Origin of the sequence: Microbacterium deminutum (assembly GCF_039530205.1) — a bacterium.
Taxonomy (GTDB): domain Bacteria; phylum Actinomycetota; class Actinomycetes; order Actinomycetales; family Microbacteriaceae; genus Microbacterium; species Microbacterium deminutum.
The window spans coordinates 22,675-44,060 of sequence record NZ_BAAAOG010000002.1; the positions used below are offsets into that span (position 1 = coordinate 22,675).

28 protein-coding genes are annotated in these 21,386 nt (G+C 67.0%); 14 read left to right on the top strand and 14 right to left on the bottom strand.

Going from position 1 to position 21,386, the window contains the following annotated elements; all coding sequences use genetic code 11:
• The first annotated feature begins 138 nt into the window (after positions 1–138).
• Both ABD212_RS06465 and ABD212_RS06470 read left to right on the top strand, forming a co-directional pair.
• Positions 139–1,803: a sensor histidine kinase gene (locus ABD212_RS06465; RefSeq protein ID WP_344092534.1), complete on the top strand. Its 1,665-nt coding sequence runs from the start codon at positions 139–141 to the stop codon at positions 1,801–1,803.
• A complete protein-coding gene (locus tag ABD212_RS06470; protein ID WP_344092537.1) occupies positions 1,800–2,444 on the top strand; it encodes a response regulator in 645 nt (214 codons plus the stop codon). Before ABD212_RS06465 ends, ABD212_RS06470 begins: the two co-directional genes overlap by 4 nt.
• Positions 2,445–2,454: 10 nt before the next feature.
• Here ABD212_RS06470 and ABD212_RS06475 read toward each other — a convergent pair whose 3' ends face one another.
• Positions 2,455–3,108 (bottom strand): pyridoxamine 5'-phosphate oxidase family protein, encoded by a 654-nt coding sequence (locus tag ABD212_RS06475; RefSeq protein ID WP_344092540.1) that lies wholly within the window; start codon positions 3,106–3,108, stop codon positions 2,455–2,457.
• 214 nt (positions 3,109–3,322) lie between these two features.
• On the opposite strand from ABD212_RS06475, the gene ABD212_RS06480 reads away from it, so the two are divergent.
• Positions 3,323–5,479 carry a PEP/pyruvate-binding domain-containing protein gene (locus ABD212_RS06480; protein ID WP_344092543.1) on the top strand — a complete coding sequence of 719 codons (2,157 nt, stop codon included), beginning with the start codon at positions 3,323–3,325 and terminating at the stop codon, positions 5,477–5,479.
• Between the two features lie 100 nt (positions 5,480–5,579).
• Positions 5,580–6,287: a head GIN domain-containing protein gene (locus ABD212_RS06485; RefSeq protein ID WP_344092545.1), complete on the top strand. Its 708-nt coding sequence runs from the start codon at positions 5,580–5,582 to the stop codon at positions 6,285–6,287.
• Between the two features lie 23 nt (positions 6,288–6,310).
• On the opposite strand, the gene ABD212_RS06490 is transcribed toward ABD212_RS06485, so the two are convergent.
• The 7 genes from ABD212_RS06490 to ABD212_RS06520 form a co-directional block, all read right to left on the bottom strand.
• A complete protein-coding gene (locus ABD212_RS06490; RefSeq protein ID WP_344092547.1) occupies positions 6,311–6,634 on the bottom strand; it encodes a DUF7882 family protein in 324 nt (107 codons plus the stop codon).
• A 101-nt stretch (positions 6,635–6,735) separates the two neighbouring features.
• A complete protein-coding gene (gene ppk2, locus ABD212_RS06495; RefSeq protein WP_344092550.1) occupies positions 6,736–7,566 on the bottom strand; it encodes a polyphosphate kinase 2 in 831 nt (276 codons plus the stop codon).
• 217 nt (positions 7,567–7,783) lie between these two features.
• On the bottom strand, positions 7,784–8,179 hold the full coding sequence (locus ABD212_RS06500) for a VOC family protein (protein WP_344092552.1): 396 nt from the start codon (positions 8,177–8,179) through the stop codon (positions 7,784–7,786).
• A 3-nt stretch (positions 8,180–8,182) separates the two neighbouring features.
• A complete protein-coding gene (locus tag ABD212_RS06505; RefSeq protein WP_344092555.1) occupies positions 8,183–8,983 on the bottom strand; it encodes a DUF1206 domain-containing protein in 801 nt (266 codons plus the stop codon).
• 85 nt (positions 8,984–9,068) lie between these two features.
• Entirely contained in the window at positions 9,069–9,782 is a 714-nt protein-coding gene (locus tag ABD212_RS06510; RefSeq protein ID WP_344092557.1) for a phosphatase PAP2 family protein, read from the bottom strand.
• Between the two features lie 103 nt (positions 9,783–9,885).
• Entirely contained in the window at positions 9,886–10,209 is a 324-nt protein-coding gene (locus tag ABD212_RS06515) for a DUF7882 family protein (protein ID WP_344092559.1), read from the bottom strand.
• A gap of 43 nt (positions 10,210–10,252) precedes the next feature.
• On the bottom strand, positions 10,253–10,537 hold the full coding sequence (locus tag ABD212_RS06520; protein ID WP_344092561.1) for a GlsB/YeaQ/YmgE family stress response membrane protein: 285 nt from the start codon (positions 10,535–10,537) through the stop codon (positions 10,253–10,255).
• 147 nt (positions 10,538–10,684) lie between these two features.
• On the opposite strand from ABD212_RS06520, the gene ABD212_RS06525 reads away from it, so the two are divergent.
• From ABD212_RS06525 to ABD212_RS06545, 5 genes are all read left to right on the top strand, one after another.
• Positions 10,685–11,356 carry a response regulator transcription factor gene (locus ABD212_RS06525; RefSeq protein ID WP_344092564.1) on the top strand — a complete coding sequence of 224 codons (672 nt, stop codon included), beginning with the start codon at positions 10,685–10,687 and terminating at the stop codon, positions 11,354–11,356.
• Positions 11,357–11,705: 349 nt separating this feature from the next.
• Positions 11,706–12,068, top strand: coding sequence for a PadR family transcriptional regulator (locus tag ABD212_RS06530; RefSeq protein WP_344092566.1), 363 nt, complete (start codon positions 11,706–11,708; stop codon positions 12,066–12,068).
• Positions 12,069–12,070: 2 nt separating this feature from the next.
• A complete protein-coding gene (locus ABD212_RS06535; RefSeq protein ID WP_344092568.1) occupies positions 12,071–12,439 on the top strand; it encodes a DUF1048 domain-containing protein in 369 nt (122 codons plus the stop codon).
• Positions 12,436–13,257, top strand: coding sequence for an ABC transporter ATP-binding protein (locus ABD212_RS06540; protein ID WP_344092570.1), 822 nt, complete (start codon positions 12,436–12,438; stop codon positions 13,255–13,257). Before ABD212_RS06535 ends, ABD212_RS06540 begins: the two co-directional genes overlap by 4 nt.
• Positions 13,254–14,018, top strand: a complete 765-nt coding sequence (locus ABD212_RS06545; RefSeq protein ID WP_344092572.1) for an ABC transporter permease — start codon at positions 13,254–13,256, stop codon at positions 14,016–14,018. The genes ABD212_RS06540 and ABD212_RS06545 overlap by 4 nt, the downstream gene beginning before the upstream one ends.
• A 133-nt stretch (positions 14,019–14,151) precedes the next feature.
• On the opposite strand, the gene ABD212_RS06550 is transcribed toward ABD212_RS06545, so the two are convergent.
• The 6 genes from ABD212_RS06550 to ABD212_RS06575 form a co-directional block, all read right to left on the bottom strand.
• Positions 14,152–14,913: an alpha/beta fold hydrolase gene (locus ABD212_RS06550; RefSeq protein WP_344092575.1), complete on the bottom strand. Its 762-nt coding sequence runs from the start codon at positions 14,911–14,913 to the stop codon at positions 14,152–14,154.
• 73 nt (positions 14,914–14,986) lie between these two features.
• A complete protein-coding gene (locus ABD212_RS06555) occupies positions 14,987–15,283 on the bottom strand; it encodes a hypothetical protein (RefSeq protein ID WP_344092577.1) in 297 nt (98 codons plus the stop codon).
• Positions 15,284–15,314: 31 nt separating this feature from the next.
• Positions 15,315–16,406 (bottom strand): YihY/virulence factor BrkB family protein, encoded by a 1,092-nt coding sequence (locus tag ABD212_RS06560; protein WP_344092579.1) that lies wholly within the window; start codon positions 16,404–16,406, stop codon positions 15,315–15,317.
• A gap of 64 nt (positions 16,407–16,470) precedes the next feature.
• On the bottom strand, positions 16,471–17,046 hold the full coding sequence (locus tag ABD212_RS06565; protein WP_344092581.1) for a DUF3618 domain-containing protein: 576 nt from the start codon (positions 17,044–17,046) through the stop codon (positions 16,471–16,473).
• Positions 17,043–17,456, bottom strand: a complete 414-nt coding sequence (locus tag ABD212_RS06570) for a phage holin family protein (protein WP_344092583.1) — start codon at positions 17,454–17,456, stop codon at positions 17,043–17,045. Before ABD212_RS06570 ends, ABD212_RS06565 begins: the two co-directional genes overlap by 4 nt.
• Positions 17,434–18,135 carry a hypothetical protein gene (locus tag ABD212_RS06575; RefSeq protein ID WP_344092586.1) on the bottom strand — a complete coding sequence of 234 codons (702 nt, stop codon included), beginning with the start codon at positions 18,133–18,135 and terminating at the stop codon, positions 17,434–17,436. The genes ABD212_RS06570 and ABD212_RS06575 overlap by 23 nt, the downstream gene beginning before the upstream one ends.
• A 268-nt stretch (positions 18,136–18,403) precedes the next feature.
• Between ABD212_RS06575 and ABD212_RS06580 the strand changes: the two genes are divergently transcribed.
• The 5 genes from ABD212_RS06580 (at position 18,404) to ABD212_RS06600 (ending at position 21,300) form a co-directional block, all read left to right on the top strand.
• On the top strand, positions 18,404–18,736 hold the full coding sequence (locus tag ABD212_RS06580) for a hypothetical protein (RefSeq protein ID WP_344092588.1): 333 nt from the start codon (positions 18,404–18,406) through the stop codon (positions 18,734–18,736).
• 159 nt (positions 18,737–18,895) lie between these two features.
• A complete protein-coding gene (locus ABD212_RS06585; RefSeq protein WP_344092590.1) occupies positions 18,896–19,855 on the top strand; it encodes a manganese catalase family protein in 960 nt (319 codons plus the stop codon).
• A 63-nt stretch (positions 19,856–19,918) separates the two neighbouring features.
• Entirely contained in the window at positions 19,919–20,134 is a 216-nt protein-coding gene (locus tag ABD212_RS06590; RefSeq protein ID WP_344092592.1) for a ferredoxin, read from the top strand.
• Positions 20,135–20,246: 112 nt separating this feature from the next.
• Positions 20,247–20,906, top strand: a complete 660-nt coding sequence (locus ABD212_RS06595; protein ID WP_344092594.1) for a hypothetical protein — start codon at positions 20,247–20,249, stop codon at positions 20,904–20,906.
• A 148-nt stretch (positions 20,907–21,054) separates the two neighbouring features.
• A complete protein-coding gene (locus ABD212_RS06600) occupies positions 21,055–21,300 on the top strand; it encodes a hypothetical protein (protein WP_344092597.1) in 246 nt (81 codons plus the stop codon).
• Positions 21,301–21,386: the final 86 nt, after the last annotated feature.

The following is a 21,386-nucleotide window of genomic DNA, read 5'->3' on the forward strand; positions in this document are numbered from 1 at the left end:
ATCGGGACCTCCGGCGCGACGGGTGATCGGCCGTGGGTTCCGCCGCCATGCGGTCGCGGCATCCACCACCGTCCGGGCCGACCCTTTCGGAGCAGCGGTGGTGTGCGCTCGCTAGACTCGCGACGACGGGAGGCCGCGATGTCGGATCAGGCAGGCGCGCCCGGCAAGGAAGCCGAGGATGAATCCCTCGCCCAGCGTCGGCTGCGCGACCTCCTGCGCGCGAACGCCACTGTCGTCGAACGCCTGGATCTCGAAGTCGTACTGCGTCGCATCGTCGAGGCGGCGATGCGGTTGGTCGATGCCCGTTATGGCGCCCTCGGGGTCATCGCCCCGGGAGGTCAGGGCCTCGAGCGTTTCATCCATGTCGGGATCGATGCCGTCACCGCCGAGCAGATCGGTCAGCTGCCCACCGGCAAGGGCCTCCTCGGCGCCGTGATCGCCGATCGTGCGCCGATCCGACTCGCGCACCTCGCCACCGACCCGCGTTCGGCGGGCTTTCCCGAAGGTCATCCTCCGATGGATGCCTTCCTCGGCGTTCCCGTGCGGGTCGGCGACCAGGTCTACGGCAACCTGTACCTCACGCAGGGTGCGAGGGGGCCGTTCAGCGCGGACGACGAAGAACTGGTCATCGCGCTCGCGGCAACCGCCGGGATCGCCATCGAGAACGCTCGTCTGTACGACATCGCCAAGACCCGGGAGATCTGGAGCGTGACGACCGCCGACGTGATGGCCGCCATGCTCGAGGTGTCCGGTGAGAGCGTGCTCGAGGTCATCGCGGAGCGCGTCGGCGCCTTGATCGACGTCGACCTGGTCGTGGTCGCCGTTCCGCATGGCAACGATGACTTCCGTGTCACCACCGCCAGCGGCCCGGGTGCGGCTTCGCTGCAGGGCCGCGTCTTCCCCGCCGCGGGCACGCTCGCCGCCCGCGCGCTGGCGACCCAGCGGGCCGCCAGCGCCGTGGGCGAGGCGGACCAAGCCCCCGTCGACTGGCAGCCCGGGTCCGGACCCACGGTCGCCATCCCGCTCTACAGCGGCCCTGAGCCTCTCGGCGTGCTCACGATCTCCCGACGCCTGGGCGCACCGCCCTTCACCGATGCCGATCTGGACATGGCCTTCGCGTTCGCGGCGCAAGCCGGCGTCGCGATCGAAGTCGTCCGAGCGCGGGAGGACCGCCGCCGGCTCGACACGGCAAGGGACCGGGCGCGGATCGCGCGGGATCTGCATGACCATGTCATCCAGCGACTGTTCGGTGCGGGGCTGTCGCTGCAGGCGGTCTCGGCGACAGTGGATGCGGAGGCATCCGCCGCAATCGAGGCGCAGGTCGACGCCATCGACGCCGCGATCAAAGACATCCGGACGGTGGTGTTCGCACTCGGCGCCGGCGAGCGCGGCAGGACGAAGCGAGCACGCGATCGCCTGTTGGATGTCGTCTCAGAGGTGTCAGCGGGCTTGTCGCCGACACCTCGGATCGCGTTCTCGGGGCCTCTTGACTCGCTCGTGCACCCGTCCCTCGCCGACGATCTCGTCGCGGTGCTGCGCGAATGCCTCACCAACACCATCAGACACGCGGACGCCCATACCGTCGAGATCAGCGTGGGAATCGCTGACGGACTGGTCACCCTGGCAGTCGAGGATGACGGCCGCGGCATCCCGGATGGCGCCCGGCTGAGCGGACTGGCGAACATCACCGAGCGCGCGCTGCTCCGCGGCGGGGCGTGCACCATCACGTCCGGCGGCGCGAGGGGAACACGCATCGAGTGGTCGGTGCCGGCGACGGACGGCCCCGAATCGGGGAGCACGTGATCCGCGTCTTCCTCGTGGACGATCATGAGATCGTGCGACGGGGGATCGCGCAGCTCGTGGATGCGGAGCCCGACCTCACCGTGGTCGGTGAGGCGGGCACATTCCGCCAGGCCGTTCGGCGCATCGAGGCGACGATCCCCGATGTCGCCGTGTTGGACATGCGGCTGCCGGATGGCGATGGCGTCAGTCTCTGCCGCGACATCCGCTCCGCCCACCCGGGCGTCGCCTGTCTCATCCTCACTGCGTACGATGACGACGATGCGCTGCGGTCCGCCGTGCTCGCCGGCGCGAGCGGGTACGTTCTCAAGGACATCCGCAGCGACGCGCTCATCGACGCGATCCGTCGCGCAGCCGCCGGGAGCACCATCCAGTCGGCGGATGTCCTCCGCCGCGCGGCGACCGCGATGCGACCCGGCACGCCGGACGAACACGAGTCCTTCGCCCCGGCGCTGTCACTGCGCGAGACCCAGGTCCTCGACCTGATCGCTGGAGGGCTGACGAATCGCGAGATCGGCGCACATCTCGGGCTCGCCGAGAAGACGGTCAAGAACTACGTCAGCGGGCTGCTGGCGAAGCTCGGCATGGAACGGAGGACGCAGGCTGCGGTGTACGGCGCGGAACGCAAGCACACGTCACGGTGACCCTGTGTATTCACGACTGCCGGGCTTCGCCTGACCGGGAGGGGGCGGGCGTCAAGGGCCTTTCGACGTTGAGTGAGTCCGGATCCGGCCACTCCACGGTGTCTTCATACGGTCGCGTCGGTTCGCGCGGGCTTGTGGGCACCTTCATGATCGGAGGATCTTCGGCCCGCGGAGTCGCACTGGCGCTCGACGCGAACCGGCGGCCCGAAATCGAAGACGGCGTCAGACAGATGTAGTGGTACTTGCCGGTGGGGCTGGATGAAAGCACGTCCCTCACACCGGATTCGCGGATCTCCTTGTCCATGGCGAGCCGGCGAGCGGCGCCGCGAAGCACCACGCTCCAGTGGAATCCGTCGTCTTCACCATCGATTTCGAGCGCGGCGACGGGATGCACGGCGATAGCCATGAGCTTCGAGCCGGGCCCCGTCTTCACGTAGATCGATCCGTCGTGAACGGTGTAGTTGAGGGGGAACACGTCAGGAAGCCCATCGAGCCCCTCGACGGCGAGGCGGCCGAAGCTCCGGGCCTCGATCAGCCTCCAGCACTCGGAAGTCGCGAGATGCTCGACCGCGCCATGCTCGGGCCTCCCGGCGGCGCCGGTCGCGACCCCGGGAGCGTTGTGGGCCTCGGAAGGCGTTCGGATGCGGTCACTCGAAGTATTCATGTGGTCTGCTCCTTTGGATCCCTCCCAGTGCACGCCCCGTGCGGGCGCGCCGGTAGTGCCGAAGGTCCCGTCGCGTCGAGCGGAGGGACGATTCGCACGCGGGCCTTGACCCGGAGCCGGGCGCGCTGTTGCATCGAGGCGGGGGAGCAGACAGAAAGGCACGGCGATGACCGGCTTTCTTGCTCGTACCACCTCAGCATCGTCGCCCATCGCCATGGCCGACGATGTCGTGTCCGACATCGCCCCGTCGTTGTCATTCCTGCGAGCGCCGACGTCCGCACCCGGGTCGCTGCCGCTGGCCGTCGCCGAGATCGACTCGGCCGACACGTTCGATGCGGTCTCGACCGACGCGGGTGACCTGGTGGCCAGCGGCCGAGCAGCGAAGTTCCTGATCGACCGGCGCGACCCTTCCGCGCTCTCGCCGAGATTCGTCAACGGCAACTTCCTGCGAGACGGCGTCGTGCCCGATGAGGCGAAGTTCCACTACCCGTTCGGCCGGGTGACGTTCCGGATCCCCGAGTCGCTCGACATGTTCAACGCGGTGACTTACTTCACGCTCGACAAGCGATACATCGCGGGCACTCTGCGCACGTACCACCTCGACGGGTCGCAGGATCCGGTGTACGGCCTGCAGTTCTACCCGCAGGACCTGATCCGGGAGCGGGCGGTGGTCGAGGCGGTCGGCGCCATCAAGACGCGAGTCGGCATCGGCGGCGCGCGATTCGCGTTCGTGCCCACCGCGTCGCAGCAGACCACCGCGATGGTGACCGGCGAGCTGGCGGCCCTCGGAATCGAGGTGCTTCCGATCGACCGGATCCTGGGCGCGATCCAGTACCTGCCCCTCAACCTCGGCGAGGCGTGGGGCTACCTCCGCGTCTTCCCCTCTGACAACAATGCGCTGACGCCATCCGACATCCCCGTCTTCGATGAGCTCCCGCTCGACCTGTCCGTCGTGGCCGGGGTCCTCACCCGCGCCGTGCAGGACACCAACTCGCATGTGAACCTCAAGTCGAAGGAGCGCAGGACTCCGAACGCGGTGCTGCGCAACGCCGGACCGGACAACCCGCGGCTCGCACCTTTCGCCGATCAGCCCGTCCACCTCGTGGTCGGAAGGGACGACTTCACCCTCGACCGGACGACCCCCGAGATCATCGCCGCCAAGCTCGCGGAGCGCATGGGCCGCCCGCTGATCAGGCTCGAATGGCTCCCCGAGACCGAGCTGCGTTCGTACGACGAGATCGCCGCCGGCACGACCCGCGAGGCGCGAGGATCCGCGGCGCGCTACGGGTCGAAGGCTGCGAACCTCGGGTTCCTCGCCCATCGCGGCGTGCTGGGTCGCGTCGCCGACGTCGGCAGCCCCAGCGCGGAACGGGGATACGAACTCGTCCCGCGCGGTTTCGCCGTGCCTTTGCAGGCGTACCGCGACTTCATCGAGCATCCGCCGAACGCCGATGTGCGCAGCATGATCGAGGCTTTCGTCGCGGCCGAGCAGACGGGCGAGCTCTCACCGCAGCAGCGGACCGAGCGCGTCGACGACATCCGGTCCGCCATCATGGCGGCATCCTTCCCACCGGGCGCCCTCGAGCGAGTGCGGTCGAAGCTCGACGAGGTGCTGCCGGATGTCGAGAAGGTGAAAGTGCGCTCGAGCGCGAACGCCGAGGACATCCCCGACTTCGACGGCGCCGGTCTGCACGACAGCTACTCCGCCAACACGACGAAGCGCGATCGCCCGATGGGGCCCTGCCTCGTCGAGGAGGACGATGCGGATGACGGGGATGTCAAGCGAAAGGTCAAGCCGAAGTCGGTCGGCTGCGCGATCAAGGGAGTGTATGCGAGCCTCTGGAACAAGCGCGCGGTCGAGGAGCGCAGCTTCGCGCGCATCGACCAGGACTCCGTCGCGATGGGGCTCGCGATCGTCCCCGCATACGACGCGGAATCGGATGTCGCGGCGAACGCCGTCGTCGTCACACGCGTGCTCAACACCGACGGCGTATACGGGTACTCGGTCTCCGCTCAGCAGGGGAACAATCTGGTGACCAATCCCAACCCCGGGACCTACTCGGAGATCACCATCGCGGCCTTCATCTCGGATGACGAGCCGACGAGTCTGACCGTCACGCGATTCGCGAAGCCCACCGCTGACGCACCCGAGCGGACGGAGCCCGTGCTGCCGTCGGAACGCATGCTCGAACTCGTCGATCTCGCGAAGCAGGTCGAGCGCGCCTACTGTCGCGCGACCCCGGGCTATTACCCCGACTGCGACTTCGCGCCCGCCGCCAACGACAAGGACACCGCGCTGGATCTCGAGGTCAAGGTCCTCGAGGACGGCCATCTGGTCTACAAGCAGGTGCGCGAGTTCGGCGGGCGCTGACGCGGGTCTGCAGGGGTCGCCGGTGGGGGGTCAGCCCCCTGTTCGGGTGCGCGAGGCATTCGTAGGCTGGGGGCCATCCCACCAAGACCGAGGGGTTCCCATGCGCACTGTCCGTCCCGCCGCCGCACTCATCGCCGCGGCATCCGCTCTTCTCCTCGCCGGCTGCATGCCGATCGTCGATCCCGGCCCCATGACCTCCGAGACGCGCGACATCGCCGAGGTCTCCACGGTCGTGCTCGACTCGTCGGGCGACATCTCGATCACCGAGGGTGCGCCGAGCCTCGTCATCCGCGCATCGAAGGGCGCACTCCCTCGGCTGACGTCCGACGTGAGCGGCGACAAGCTCGTGCTCGGAACCACACCGGGAACGGGGCTCGGCCTCGGCAAGGTGCACTACGAACTCACCCTGCCCCACCTCGAGACGATCGAGCTGAACGGCTCGGGCGACGTCGACGCGAGCGTCTCGGCGGCAGGCACGGTGCGCCTCGAACTCGGCGGCTCGGGCGACGTCGGCTGGACCGGCCTCGACGCCGATCGCGTCGAGATCGGCCTCTCGGGATCGGGCAATGTCCAGCTGAAGGGCGCGGCGAAGGAGTTGGCGGTCGAACTGGACGGCAGCGGAGACGTGGACGCGAGTCACCTCGAGGCGCAGACGGCGAAGATCTCGGTCGCCGGGTCGGGCAACGTCGATGTCTCGGCGCGCGACACGCTCCAGGCCGACATCTCGGGCAGCGGACGCGTGACGTACTCGGGGGATCCCGCAGTCTCGAGCGATGTTTCGGGGTCAGGCGAGGTCGTGCACGACTGAGGTCGGCGCGGGCCGCCTCACCCTCAGCTGCGAGCGACCAACTCGGGTCGAGACGAGGCGGGCTCGGGAAGCAGATGCAGTGCACCGCTTCCCCCGACGGTCCCGACGAGCATGTTCAGCCACGCGAAGTTGACGTTCCCGGACGCATTCTCCGCGTACAGGAACCGCAACGGGATCTCGGGCGACATCCAGAACTCGGTGGGTCTGCTCGTGTCGTCCGGGTCGTAGCGGAACATGAAGCGCTCGCCACGACGCAGCTTGCTGATCATGACGATCTGCAGGTGAAGGAGTGCGCGGTCTCCCAGGGCGCAGAACTGCTCCGGAGAACCATAGACGAATGTTCCCATTGAGGCTCCGGTCTCGCGCAGCTCGCGCCTGATGAGTAGACCGGGGTCTGGGGCAACTGGTTCAACTGTAGTCCGTCCGGCGACACCCACAAGGTGGACAGCTACTTGCGCTTGTGATTGCTCAGCTCGGCGGCGATGTCGGGAACGTAGTGGAACTGCTCGCGAGGGGGCCTCTCGTAGTCGTCGGCGACCGGGCGGTCGGGAATCGTGACGGCTTCCGGTTCGAGTCGCTTGTAGGGGACGCTGCTCAGCAGATGGCTGATCGCGTTGAGTCTCGCTGCGCGCTTGTCGTCGCTTTCGATCGTCCACCACGGCGACTCTGCGGTGTCGGTGGCTTCGAACATCTCATCCTTCGCCCGTGAGTAGTCCTCCCAGCGGAGGATGGACTCGAGGTCGGTCGGCGACAGCTTCCATCGGCGCATCGGATCCTCGAGCCGCGAGGCGAAGCGGGACTGCTGCTCTTCGTCCGAGACGGAGAACCAGTACTTGATCAGGATGATCCCGTCTTCGATGAGAACGCGCTCGATGATGGGCACCTGATGCAGGAATCGCAGGTAGTCCTCCTCCGAGGTGAACCCCATGACGCGCTCGACGCCGGCCCGGTTGTACCAGGATCGATCCATGAGCACGATCTCGCCCGCCGTCGGCAGTCGTTCGATGTAGCGCTGGAAATACCACTGACCGCGCTCCCTCTTCGACGGTCGCGAGAGGGCCACCACCCGGGCATGCCGCGGATTCAGATACTGCACCACACGCTTGATCGCGCCGCCCTTGCCTGCGGCATCGCGACCCTCGAAGAGCACCAGCACGCGGGCCCCTTCGGAGATCACCCATTGCTGCATCTCGACCAACTCGATCTGCAGGCGCTCCAACTCGGCGTTGTAGAGCCGCTTCGGCACTCGGGCCGCTTTGTCGGTCTTGTGCTTCGACATCAGTTCCTGTCCGGATGGTCGTTCACGATCTCATCGATCCGCGGCTTCGTCGTCGCCGCGTGGCCAACCCTATGCAGGACGGCGTATTGCGAGGCGGGCTTGACAATCTCCTCTGGACCGTCCGGAGTCACGGACGCGCCACGACAGGGCACCCGCCGACGCCGGCGAACGGCCGCAGGCGGTCCCCGCCGACCTCGGCGCGCCCCTATGGATGCGGTCAGTCCTCGTACCCGATGAGCCAGGTGACCCCGAAGCGATCGACCACCTGCCCGTCGTACGCTCCCCAGGGCCTCAGCTGCAGCGGATCGGACACGACGCCCTCACCCGACAACGCTGAGAACCACGCCTGAAGCGTCCCCGGTTCTGCAGTGCCCAGCAGCGAGAACAGGATGCCGCGCAGCGCGAGGGTGTCATCCTTCTCGCCGGCATCCGCCCCGGAGAGCTCGACGAGGCCGCGCAGCATCCCGTGGGCGATCGCGTCGGGCGCGCCATCCGTCCGGCCGAAGTCGGCGAAGGTGTGGAGGATGAGCTCGCCACCGAAGACGTCGCGGTAGAAGGTCAGAGCCTCGCGCGCGGTGCCGTCGAAGTGCAGGTAGGGAACCAGTCCGGTCATGCATCACATTCTGGCGTAGCGCGCGCGTGCGAAGCAGTAGAGGCCGTAGATCACGAGACCGGCGCCCACCACCCACAGGATGAAAGCCCCGAACGGCAGCCCGGCGAGCGTGTGGAGCGCGGCATCCAGCCCGCCCGCCTTCTGCGGGTCGTGCGTGAATGCGGCCACGACGAAGAGGATGCCCGTGACGGCGACGGCGATCCCCTTGGCGACATACCCGACGACGCCGAACGTCACGATCCCCTTGCGCGCGGGCTCGCCGGGGAGGTCGAGGTGCTTCTCGAACGCGCGAGTGAACCCCCGCACGATGAAGGCGACCCCGATGGCGCCGACGACCAGGCCGACGAGGACCAGGAGGAATACACCACCCGGCGTCGCCAGCAGCTTCGCGCTGAACGTCTGCGACGACTGCGACGAGTCGGATTGCCCGCCGAGCGCGTAGACCAGCGCGGTTCCCGCGATCGCAAGGTACGCGACCGCGGTGCCGAGGTCCTTCGCGCGGTGTCCCCACTTCTTCTTCGCGTCGGGGTCCTGCTCGACGAAGGCCTCGGCGATCTGCCAGATCGCGAGCGCTGCGAGGCCGAGCACGATGGCCCACAGCAAGATGACGCCCACCGGCGTCTTGCGGATCTGCTCCATCGCACCGCCCTGGTCCGCGGACCCACCGCCCCCGGTCGCGACCGAGATCGCTAAGAGGCCGATCACGATATGGAGGATGCCGAGAACGACATAGCCGATCCGGGCGATGGTGCGGAAAGCGGACGATCCTTCAGCAGCTCGGGCTGCAGCCTTTGGTGTGGTCATTTGCGAAGCGTATCCACTGTTCCGGGTGACCGCCGAGGGGATTGCATTCCAGTCCTCACCCGTGATCCAGCCTCTCCGGACGAGTTCACGGAACGGCCGTCTCCCGCTTCGTCAAACGCGCGGCCCGGCGATCGCGCACGGCCTCGACTGCGCACCAGACGAGGGTGGCGACGGCGATCCCCTCCAGCATCCCGGCGACCACGTCGCTGAGCCAGTGCGCGTGGAGGTACGTCCGACTCCACATCATCGCCACGACCCACGCTGCACCCGCGAGCCACACGTACCAGCGGCGGAACAGCAGGCCGAACACGACCGCCATCGTCGTGGCCACCGCGGTGTGGCCCGAGGGGAACGAGGTCGCGACGCGCTCCGCGAGCGAGTCGCCGGGGCGCACGCGCGCGATGAGGCTCGCCATGGGCGCCCCGATCGCGACGACCACGACGATCGCGATCGCGAGGGTCGCGGCATCCCATGGTCGTCTGCACAGCAGGAGCACGATGACGAGCACGATGCCGATCACGATCATGCCGATCGTGCCGCCCACGATCGCGGGGATCCAGGCGATCACCACCCCGGTACCGGTGAGGGTCGACACCATGAGGTCGTGCCACCACAGGTCGATCACGAGCGGGTGCCGACCGCCGAACGCCACGACGATGCGCAGGATCACGAAGGCCGTGGTCGCCAACACCCCGACGACGAGGACGACCGAGCGGCGGGTGTCCGGTTCGGGGGTGGCCACGGGAGGCGGGGTTGCGGTGTCGTGCGCTTCACTCATGCGCGGTGCCGGGTTGCTCATCGAGTGATCGTCGCAGAGTCGTCGCTCAGAGCGATACCCCCTTGCCGTGGCGGAGAAAGACGAGGCAGGGGTCGGACGCGGATGCCGCGCCCGACCCGATCCGCTACCTCGGCGAGGGGTGAATGTCGGTCGCCTCCGCGGGCTCGGGGGTGATCGCGAGGCCCTTCGGCCCACTGGCGGCAGCCATCATCTCCTCCACCCACTCGCGGTTGATGTGCGGGCTGCGGCTGCCGAAGAACTGGAACTGGATGGGCACGGACGGACTGAGCCAGAAGCTGCGAATCCCGCTTCCGTCGCTCATCGCGACGTCGAACATGAACGATTCGGAACGACGCAGCTTGTTCATGATGACGATGCGCAGGTGAGCAAGGGTGCGATCGTCGATGTCGAACGAGTTGGCCGTGGTGCCGTAGATGAACCTGCCCACTGCAGTGCCTGTCCGGGTGCCTGCCCGCGATGATCGTCAGGGCTCAGGATCGACGGCGAGTGACGCTGCGGCGGGTGACGGAGACGTAGATGAGCAGCACGATGATCGCCCCGATGATGGAGCCGATGATGCCGGCCGGCTGGAAGAAGCCGTCCATGGGGTCGTGCTGGAAGATCAGGAATCCGAGGAAGCCGCCGACGAACGACCCGACGATGCCGAGGACGATCGTCATGAGGATGCTCATGCTCTGCTTGCCGGGGATCACGGCGCGAGCGATGAATCCCGCGATGAGACCGATGATGATGATGCTGACGATGAGGCCGAGCATGGTTGCTCCTTTGTGCGTGAACGCCGGGTGACGCTCGATATCGGACGCCCTTCGGGTGTACCGGCCGCCGCGATGTTACGGGCAACATATCGACTGAACCACCCCTCCGGGTGTGGCGGCACACCCCTGAGGGTGAAAAGCTGAGGCATGCCCTCGTCTTCGGCCGGTCGCCCGGTCACCGTGGCGCTCGTGGATGACTACGACGTCGTCCTCAAGGGCCTCGCGCACCTGTTCGACGAATACGGCGATCGGGTCGTGGTGGTCGAGATCGACTCGAAGACCGAGGTATCCGAGCCCGTGGACGTCGTGCTCTACGACTCGTTCGCCCAGCCGGAGTCCGACCACCACGAGATCGCCGAGCTGATCGACAACCCCCGCGCGCGGCACGTCGTCGTCTACACCTGGAACCTTCAGCCCGAGCTCATCGAATCAGCCCGGCTCCTCGGCGTTCACGGCTATCTCTCCAAGACGCTCACAGCCGCCGAACTGGTGGCCGCCATCGAGGCCGTCCACGCGGGCGAGACCGTGATCAGCGAGCAGCGCGGTCGCGCGGCGAGCGCGGCGGGCCTGGATTGGCCCGGACGACTCGAGGGGATCACCGACCGCGAGTCCGAGATCCTCGCGCTGATCACGCAGGGCAAGAGCAACGCCGACGTCGCGCGCCTCACCTACCTCAGCCCGAACACGGTCAAGTCCTACATCCGCTCCGTGTATCGCAAGATCGGCGCGACGAGCCGGGTCCAGGCCGTCCTGTACGGGATCAGCCACGGCTTCGCCCCGGACACTCACCGCATCGACCACTGGCGCGGCGGGCCCTGATCCGGCTTGCGCGTGATCGGGCCGCCCGGTTTGTCGGCTGTCGGATGCAGCGCCCGGTGATGGAGAGCCGTCACGCCCTGACCCGCGGGGGTCGCGGTGAACGCGGTCCAGGCATTGAACGCGGGAGTGCCGAACGTGACGACGGCTTCGATCCTGCCCGGGGCGAGTGCCGCGTGGAGCCATCGGTCGCGATGGGCCTGGATCTCCGGATCGTGACTGTGCAGCGGATGCCGGGGGTCAGCCGCAAGACCATCGGAGGATTTTGGTATTCAGTGTTGCCAAGTACCGGTACTTAGTGTTACCGTCTACTAGTAGTCAGCAGCACAGAGTAGATGGAGGAGGTGATCCCGTGGGCAATCAGATGACGGAGATGCTGAAGGGAACGCTCGAAGGCATCGTGCTGGCGGTCCTGGCCGTACGACCCGCGTACGGCTACCAGATCACAGCGCGGCTGCGGGAGGAGGGCTTCTCCGACCTGGTCGAGGGCACCGTGTATGCCCTGCTGGTCCGGATCGAGCAGCGCGGTCTCGTGGATGTCGAGAAGGTCCCGTCCGAGAAGGGTCCACCCCGCAAGGTGTACTCGCTCAACGCACAGGGGCGCGAACAGCTCGAAGAGTTCTGGAGGACATGGAGCTTCCTCGCAGAGCGGATCGAACAGCTCCACACCGACAGCACCGACAGCACCGACAGCACCGACGAAGGAGAGCAGTAGCCATGGCCGCCAAGTGGATCGAGATCTTCACCGGATCCCTCGAGCAGAAGAAGCAGTACAAGCAGTACAAGGCCCGTCTCGCGGCGCTGCCCGAGCCCTATGGCTCAGCGGCGAAGGCGGTCGAGCGCTACCTGATGGTGTCGGGGGGCGTCACCGACGGCGAGACCCTCGTCACCATGTTCGGCGACTTCGCCGACCTGTGGGAGCGGGCGGCCATCGACAGCACCCCGGTGCGCGAGATCGTCGGCGACGACCCGGTCGAATTCGCAGAGTCGTTCGCCCAGGCCTACACCGGCAAGCAGTGGATCGACAAGGAGCGAGCCCGCCTCAACAAGGCGATCGCCGATGCGGAGCAGGAGGACCAGAAGTGACCACCGAGCCGGCGATCCGGGTACAGGGGATCGAGAAGTCGTTCAAAGACCTGCACGTGCTGCGCGGCGTCGACTTCGACGTCGCAGCCGGGAGCATCTTCGCGCTCCTCGGCTCGAACGGTGCGGGCAAGACCACGCTCGTGCGCATCCTGTCGACACTGCTGAAGGCGGATGCCGGCACCGCAACCGTCCATGGCTTCGATGTCGCCGTCAAGCCCGGCGACGTGCGAGAGTCGATCAGCCTCACGGGTCAGTTCGCCGCGGTCGACGAAGTCCTCACCGGCCGCGAGAACCTGGTGCTCGTCGCGAAGCTGCGTCACCTGCACAATCCGGGCGCGATCGCGGACGACCTGCTCGCCCGCTTCGCACTCACCGACGCGGGCGGCCGCAAGGCGTCGACGTACTCGGGCGGCATGCGGCGCCGGCTCGACATCGCGATGAGCCTGATCGGCAACCCGCCGATCATCTTCCTCGACGAGCCGACCACGGGCCTCGACCCGCAGGCGCGCATCGAGGTGTGGCAGACCGTCAAGGACCTGGCTGACGGCGGCACGACCGTGCTGCTGACGACGCAGTATCTGGACGAGGCCGAGCAGCTCGCCGACCGGATCGCGATCCTGCACAAGGGGACGATCATCCAGAACGGCACCCTCGCCGAACTCAAGGGGCTTCTCCCGCCCGCCAAGGTCGAGTACATCGAGAAGCAGCCCTCGCTCGAGGATGTGTTCCTCGCCCTCGTCGGCGACACCGGCGAGACCGACACCCCTGACGCCGACCGTGCCGACGGCAGCGTCCCCGCAGGAAAGGAACTCCGATGACCACGTACGTACTCGGCGACACCGCCGTCCTCACCGGTCGTTCGCTGCGGCACATCCTCCGCAGCCCTGACACGATCATCACCACTGCGGTCACTCCGGTCGCGCTGATGCTGCTGTTCACCTACGTGTTCGGCGGTGCGATCGACACCGGATCCCAGGAGTCGTACATCGACTACATGCTTCCCGGCATCCTGCTCATCACCATCGCATCCGGCGTCGCGTACACCGCCTACCGGTTGTTCCTCGACCTGCAGGGCGGCATCTTCGAGCGCTTCCAGTCGATGCCGATCGCACGGTCGAGCGTGCTCTGGGCGCATGTGTTCACATCCCTGACGGCGAACCTGACCTCGATTGCGATCGTCATCGGCGTCGGACTGCTCATGGGGTTCCGCACCGGCGCGTCGGTTCTCGCGTGGCTCGCGGTCGCCGGCATCCTGATCCTGTTCACCCTCGCTCTGACGTGGATCGCGGTCATCGCCGGGCTGTCGGCGAAGACCGTCGACGGTGCCAGCGCCTTCAGCTACCCGCTGATCTTCCTGCCGTTCATCAGCTCCGCGTTCGTGCCGACGGACTCGATGCCGGGTCCGGTCGCGTGGTTCGCCGAGAACCAGCCGGTGACCTCGATCGTGAACAGCCTTCGGGCGCTGTTCGCCGGGCAGCCGGTCGGGAGCGACATCTGGGTGGCGCTCGCCTGGCTCGTGGGCATCCTCGTCGTCGCCTATGCCTTCGCGATCGCGATCTACCGCCGCAAGATCAGCTAGCGCGGACGCTCCTGCTGGGCAGACGCCGCTCGTTTCCGCAAGGAGCGGGCGGCGTCTGCGCGTTCGGTGCGCGTGTGACCACAGCGTCGGATCCCCACCCACTGACATCCAGGCTGCCTGTCCCTCATCGGGCTCACGGCACCCGCAGCTCGGGCCGGGGCTGCCACAGCTCGGATCCGGGCAGGTGCGCCTGTATGGCAGAGGCGACGGCGGGTGCCGCGGTGAACTGCACCACATGACGGTGGGACGGAACGGCCACGAGCCGGCCGTTCTGCGCGCTGTCGCGCAGTCGCCGGCACCAGGAGACTCCGGCGACCGGGTCGCTGCCGCCACGGACGACCAGCACCGGCGCGGACAGTGCAGCGACTCGCCGCTCGATCGGGTAGGCGAGCATGTGCGGCAGCTGCTTCGAGTACCAGACCGGACCGCATCGCAGGTAGTCCGCGAAGACGAGCAGATTCGCATCGAACGGTTCGCCCAGGATGTCGCGAATCAGCGCCGCGGACTGGGCCCGCACCGACCGGTGCTCGTCGTCGGTCACAGGTCCGATCAGAACCACCATGCCGGCCAGCTCGGGACGCCGGGCGGCGAGTTCGACCACCCACTGGGAACCCATCGAGTGCCCGACCAGGATGGCGTGCGCCACCTCGAGTTCGGTGAGCAGCTCGCCGAGGGCGCGGGCGATGTCCGAGACGGTCGCAGACCAGGTGGGCTTCGGCATCCCCCCGAACCCCGGCAGGTCTATCGAGTGGACGTCGCCCTGAGTCGCAAGCTGATCGTGCAGGCGGGCCATGTACCGGTGCGAGGTGCCGATGCCGTGAATCAGGACGAAGGTCCTCGATGAGGCGGCACGCGTGGACGACCTGATCCGGAACGACATCTGCGCGATGCGCACCACTCTTTCCTCGACACCTGACGCCGTTTTCACCCGGCCCACCTCCCTCTCGCGATGCAGCGCATTGATCCGCTCATTCAGCTCGGCGGTCGCGGGGCGGCAGGTGCGGGATGGGGATCGGCCGGGTCGCTGCGCTTGCGCGACCCGCCCAGCCCGTGACCGCGTCGAGCACCTCGACCGCCGTCGTGTACGTCGTGGGAAGCGACATCGTCTGCAACCACTCCACCTGCACTTGGTCACGATGGATCTCGCGGATGAGCGCCACGAGGTGTCGCCCGTCGCCCACCGGATAGCCCTTGTTCAAGATCTGCCAATTGTGCGTGTCGATTCGTGCGACGAGGAAGATGTCCGCGTTCTGACGTCGGTTCATCGTCGGGCCCGGAACTGCTGCAGACGCTCGTTCATTCGTCCTGAGCGGCTGTGGCATCCGGGCTCTGCTCGCCCTGCCGTTCGCGGATGCGACGGCCTTCCGCGACATCCTTCGCTTCCTTCGCCGCGGTCTTGTCACTCTTGCGGGTGTCGCGAGGCGGCAGCTGGAGTTCCTCCTCTGCGGCGATCCCGGCCTGCAGCTGGCGGCCGCGCTCCAGCTCCGCGTCGAATTCCGCCCCGAACAGCAGCGCCAGATTCGCGATCCACAGCCACAGCAGGAAGATGACGATGCCCGCCAGCGACCCGTAGGTCTTGTCGTAGTTCGAGAAGTTGGCGATGTAGAAGCCGAATGCCAGTGTCGCCACCGCGAGCACCACGATCGCGAGCAGCGCGCCGATGCTGATCCAGCGGAACTTCGGCTGCTTCGCGTTCGGGGTGGCGTAGTACAGCACCGCGACGATCAGCACGACGATGAACACGAGCACCGGCCACTTCAGGATCGACCACAGGATCTGCGCCGCCGGACCCACTCCAAGCGCGGTTCCCACCGCCGCGGTGACCGGTCCGGACACCACCAGGATGATCGCCGCGGCCACCATCAGCACGATCGCGATCACGGTGACCAGCAGCTGCACCGGCTTGAGCTTCCAGAACGGGCGTCCCTCATCGATCTCGTAGATGCGATTCATCGCGCGGCTGAACGCACCGACATAGCCGGAGGCCGCCCAGATCGCCAGCAGGATGCCGCTGATCAGCGCGAATCCCGCCGCCGGCGAGCTCGCGATCTGCTCGATGGGGCCCCGGATCGCGGCGGCCGTGTCGCCGGGGGCGACCTGGTCGACGATCCCGAGGATGGCGTCGCTCGCGGCCTTGCCCTGACCGACGACGCCCAGCAGCGAAAAGATCGCGATCAGTCCGGGAAAGATTGACAGCACCGCGTAGTACGTCAGCGACGCCGCGATGTCGGTGCACTGATCGGACGAGAACTCGCGGAGCGTCTTGACGAGGACGTACTTCCACGATCGCTTGTCGAGATCGTCGGGCGAGTCGGGCTTGGCCGGGTCATCCGGCGCCGGTGCGGAGTCGGTGGTGCGCCGATCGGCCAGCTTCGTATCTGCAGTCATCTCGGGTCCTTCATGAAAAGGGCGGGGCCACGCTGTGCGCGGCTCCGCCCGTACGGGACTCCGGTCAGTGACCGGAGACGTTCACTCGCGCCTGCTCGGCCTGGTCCTTGACCTCAGCGGTCGCGGACTGGGCGTCGGACTTCACGGTCTCGATCGAGTCGGTCGCGGCATCCTTCACGGCCGTCGCGGCGTCCTGCGCAGGCTCCTTGAGGTTCGCGCCGATCTCTTTCGCGACATCCGTCACCTGATCGACGAGGGGCTGCGCCTGGTCCTTGACATCGGCGGCGATCTGCTTCTCCTTGGTCGAAGCCGGGATCAGCGACGCGACCAGCAGGCCCGCGCCGAGCGCGATCAGCCCGACGGCGAGGGGGTTGCCCTCCGCCTTGGCGACCACGCGGTCCTTCACGTCGACGGCGTGTGCTGCCGCCGACGATCCGGCGCCGGCCAGCGAAGAGCCGGTGTCATCGGCAGCGCCCATGACATGGTCCCGCACCGATCCCAGCGCGTTCTTCACCTTGTCGGTCTGGCGTCCCACGATCTTAGACGGCGAGACCTTGTCGGCGAGAGCGTCGACGTCACCGCCCAGTTCGCGTCGGGTGTTCTCGATATCGGCACGGATGTCGTCGGGTGAATCGCTCATCGGTTCTCCTCGTTCCTCTTGAGTGTTTCGGGAATCTCTTTCAGGGTCTCCACGGTCTGCGGGGTGCCCTGCACTTCTTTCAGCTGACCGCGCCCCACGAGGAACAGGATCAGCGCGATGATCGCCCAGATGATCGCGACGACGACGCCGGCCCAGCCGCCGCCCATCACGGTTCCGAGCGCCCACCAGAGCGCGACCGACAGGAAGAACACGGCCATGAGCGCGGCGTAGCCGGCCCCGCCGAGCATCCCAGCGCCCTTCGCAGCTCGCGTCGCCGACAGCTTCAGCTCAGCCTTGGCGAGTTCGACTTCCTGACGCATCAGGGTCGAGATGTCTCGGCTGACCTCGCCGAGCAGATCTCCGAGCGACGTTGTCGCGGCTTTCGCCTCAGAAGGTGTCGGATCGGACATCGTCACCCTCCGAAGAGAGGACGTCACCGCGGACAGCCGTGGACTGCGCGTACAGGGGAGTCTCCTCGTCCGTGATCGCGAACGCGGGGGTGGTGCCGTTGGGCGTCCACTGCGCGTCCACTGCCCCGTTGCCCGAGGCGGCGTGTGAGCCGGCGTCCGATGCGTTGGCTGCGAGTGCGCGCGTCAGACGACCGACCGCGACACCCACCAGTGCTGCTGCGACGATGAACGTGCCCGGCTTGCGCCGCGCGTATCGCTTCACCTCGGTGAGGACCGAACCCGGGTCGCGGTCGCCGAGCCACGTCGCCGCGCCGGAGATGCGCCCCGACAGCTGACGGACGAGATCCGTGGCCACGCCGGCGTTCTGGGAGTTGGCCGACATCGAGTCCAGCTCTGAGCTGACCGACCTCAGACCGGCCGCGACCCGCTGCTGCTGGGTGTTCGCCTGCTCCTTGAGCTCGCTCTGAGTCTGTGCGATGAGGTCCTTCGCCTGGTACTTCGCTTCGCCCAGAACGGCTGATGCCTCATTCTTCACGGTTCCGGCGACATCCTTCGCCTGCCCGACCGCAGTGTCCTTCAGTTCTGAAGCTTCGTGCTTCGCCGAGTCGAGCGACGTCGACGTATCGCCGAGGACGACACCCGATCCGTTCGTCGACTCCGGCTCATAGTTTTCCGGCATGATTGCCCCTCTCGAGTGCCGGTCGAGAAGAACCGGCTTGTCCCTTACTACGGGACGACCGGAAATAATCGGTCGCCCTTGCCAAGAGCCCCTCGGTGTGCAGTCCCTCGGCCGCGGACACTCGATGGCGACCAGGACGGGCGGCCCCGGCGCACCCGTGTGCAGCGTCGGGAAACGTGGGCTCGCGCCCGCCCGTGAGGCTATGGACGACGGGGGGTTCGCGCAACCCCACCCCGCGAATCTGCCCGGGGGACATGATGGCGGAGTGATGGCGCTGCACTATATGGGTGACTCGGTTCTGGTGACCGATGACGTGTGCGGCGCGTTGCTGCGGTATGCCCGAGCCCTCGCCGAAACCCAGGCGTCGGACGTCATCACTGTGCCGATCGTCGCATCGACCGGCGAGAGCATCTCAGCCGAATTCCTTCTCGGGCCGGCCAGCCAGCTGTACGCAACGCACGCGACGGATGGCGTCGACGAGCAGACGCACGCTGACGTGGTCGCTGAACTTGATCGCCGAAGTCGCGCGCTTCATCCCACCGCGGTCTCCGAGCATCTCAGCGGCCGGCGCCCACCGGAGTTCACCCAGGACTTCGAATAGCGACGGCGCTCGAGCCGGTGACCTCGGCGGCAGAAGATGCACGTGCCGACAGGCGCTCGCGGCCGCGACGTTACCCGGCGTCGCATCGCCTGTCGACACCGCCGCTTCTTCGGCGATACCCGGTAAGAGTGGTGACAACCCCGACTCCCAGGAGGATCCATGTACTTCCACGTGCAGCGTCTCATCAACGAGATCGAGCAGGACGAGCCGGATCCGGCAGCCGCCAACGCGCTGCAGGAGGGATTGGGCGGCCAGTTCGGCGAGATGCGAACGATGATGCAGTACCTCTTCCAGAGCATCAACTTCCGGGGGGCTGCCGCGAAGCCGTACCGCGACCTGATCCAGGGCGTCGGAACCGAGGAGATCAGCCACGTCGAACTGATCGGCACGACGATCTCGCGTCTGCTGGACGGATCGCCGGCCTATCAGGGCAAGAAGTCCGATCCGATCGACAAGCCCGGATCGGCTGGGGCGATCCCGCTGAACATCGCCTTGGACCAGGGCAACATCCACCATTACCTGGTGGGCGCGCAGGGTGCACTGCCGGTCGATTCCGTCGGCAACCCGTGGAGCGGCAGCTACGTCTACAACTCCGGGAACCTGGTGCTCGACCTGCTCTACAACCTGATGCTCGAGTCAACCGGACGCCTGCAGAAGTGCCGGATGTACGAGATGACGGCCAACAAGACCGCCCGCTCGACGATCTCGTACCTGATCGTGCGGGACCAGGCGCACGAGAACGCCTTCGCGAAGGCGCTCGAGACCCTCGGCATCAACTGGAAGAACACCCTTCCGATACCGAAGACGAACGCCCAGAAGTTCCCCGAGGTGAAGCGTCTGCTCGATCTCGGGCTGCAGAGCAAGCAGTACTCGTTCGACCTGACCGGGCAGTCCGAGGCCGGAAAGATCTTCCAGGGGATGTCTCCCTCCAAGGACGGCACCAAGCTCGACGCCGGCGAGCAGGCGCCCGAGGGTGTCCCGTCGACGATCTCGCCCGAACGGTTCGAGGAGTTCTCCCCTGGAGCCGACAAGGACCTCATCGCGCTGATCGAGGCGACGGCCGCCATGGAGATGGCGGACATCGAGGCCACCTTCGGAGCACTGAACGCCCCGGCCTGAGACCCCCGCACGTCGACGCGTACGTGACGAACGCGAATACCATGGCTCGAGAAGGGAGCGAGCATGAAGGTGACCGTGAACCCCACGACGTGCATCGCCTCGGGGAATTGCGGAAAGATCGCGCCGAGGGTGTTCGCGAACCGTGATGAGGATGACGGATTCGTCAGCGTCGTCGACGAGAACCCGCCGGAATCCGAGTGGGCGGTTGCGCGCGAGGCGGAATCCCTGTGCCCGTCGGCGACCATCCATCTCGTCGAGGACAGCTCCGACCGCACCTGAGCCGCCCGTTGATGGGCGGGCTGAACGAGCCTACAGTTGAGCTCAGCGGCGGTGTGACGTGCACGAGCGGATGTCGGCCAGGCTGGAGCGCCGAAGGGGGTTCGGTGCGTCGATGTCGCGCCTGCGGCGCATCGCGGCGGGCGGTGTCGTCATCGCCCTGGTCGCGACCCTCGCCGCGTGCATTTCGAACGGTCAGTCGGTACGGCGGTCGACCGGATCGTCCGACGGAACGACGTTGCATCTGAGCCTTGCCGACGACTTCCGCGCGATGATGGGCGGGAAGGTCCTCGGCGGGGCGGAGGCCGGGGAGGACCGGCTCGACGGCGATCTGATACAGGTCAAGCCCGGGATGTGGCGCGGCACCGTGACCGGCAGGACGCAGCGGGACATCTTGGTCACGGTCATGGACCAGAAGTGCGAGACCTCGGTGAAGGGCTCGCAGAAGATCGACGTGGTGGCGAGGAGCGGAAAGTACGCCGAGGGCAGGAACCTCCGGCTCGCACTGACTCCCGTGAAGCCTCCCACGTACTCGACGTATCCCACCTGCAATCAGCCTGTCGTGAAGGAGAAGGCGTCCAACGGGATCGAGTTTCTCTGGTTCTACTTCGACGCCTATCGCGGTAAGGCGATGGATGTCCACCTGCCTCCGCCGCCAGGAGGCACATGGAACTGGGACTACGCGCCGAACCCGAACCCCGGGTATCCGAGCGGCTGCGGCGATCTCATCGCGCGGTGCGAGCATTCGACGACGCTGAAAGTCGAGTACCGCTGAGGGCGGGACTACAACCCGCATTGGGGACCAGATGCAGCGATCATCGCCCGTCCGGTAACGCTCCGCTAATGTCACCCTAAGTGATTGCTGAACGTACGCATCGCGATCTTATAGATGCCTAATCGGGTTGCTGTGCTACCGTCACTGCATGGCTCGTCCTTATGGCGATCCGGTCGAGATCGTCACCGGACCGATCCCCGCCCAGTCCCCGTTCATTCCGCTCGAGGCCAAGATCGTGATCGGGGTGGTCGCTCCGGCATCGCCCGAACCGATACCGATGGTGCTGCTTCCGGGATTCGAGTACCGGCTTCGCGAGTGGCGGCATCCGCAGACGCACGAGGTCCACTGGCTGCTCGAGCGCAGGAAGTCCACGACGGTCGCAGACGACGAGTAGCCGTCCGGCGTCTACTTCGTCAGCCGAGGCGCCGCTCCGAGCGCGTAGGTGCCGTCCTGGACGGACGCTCGGATCTCGGGGGGCAT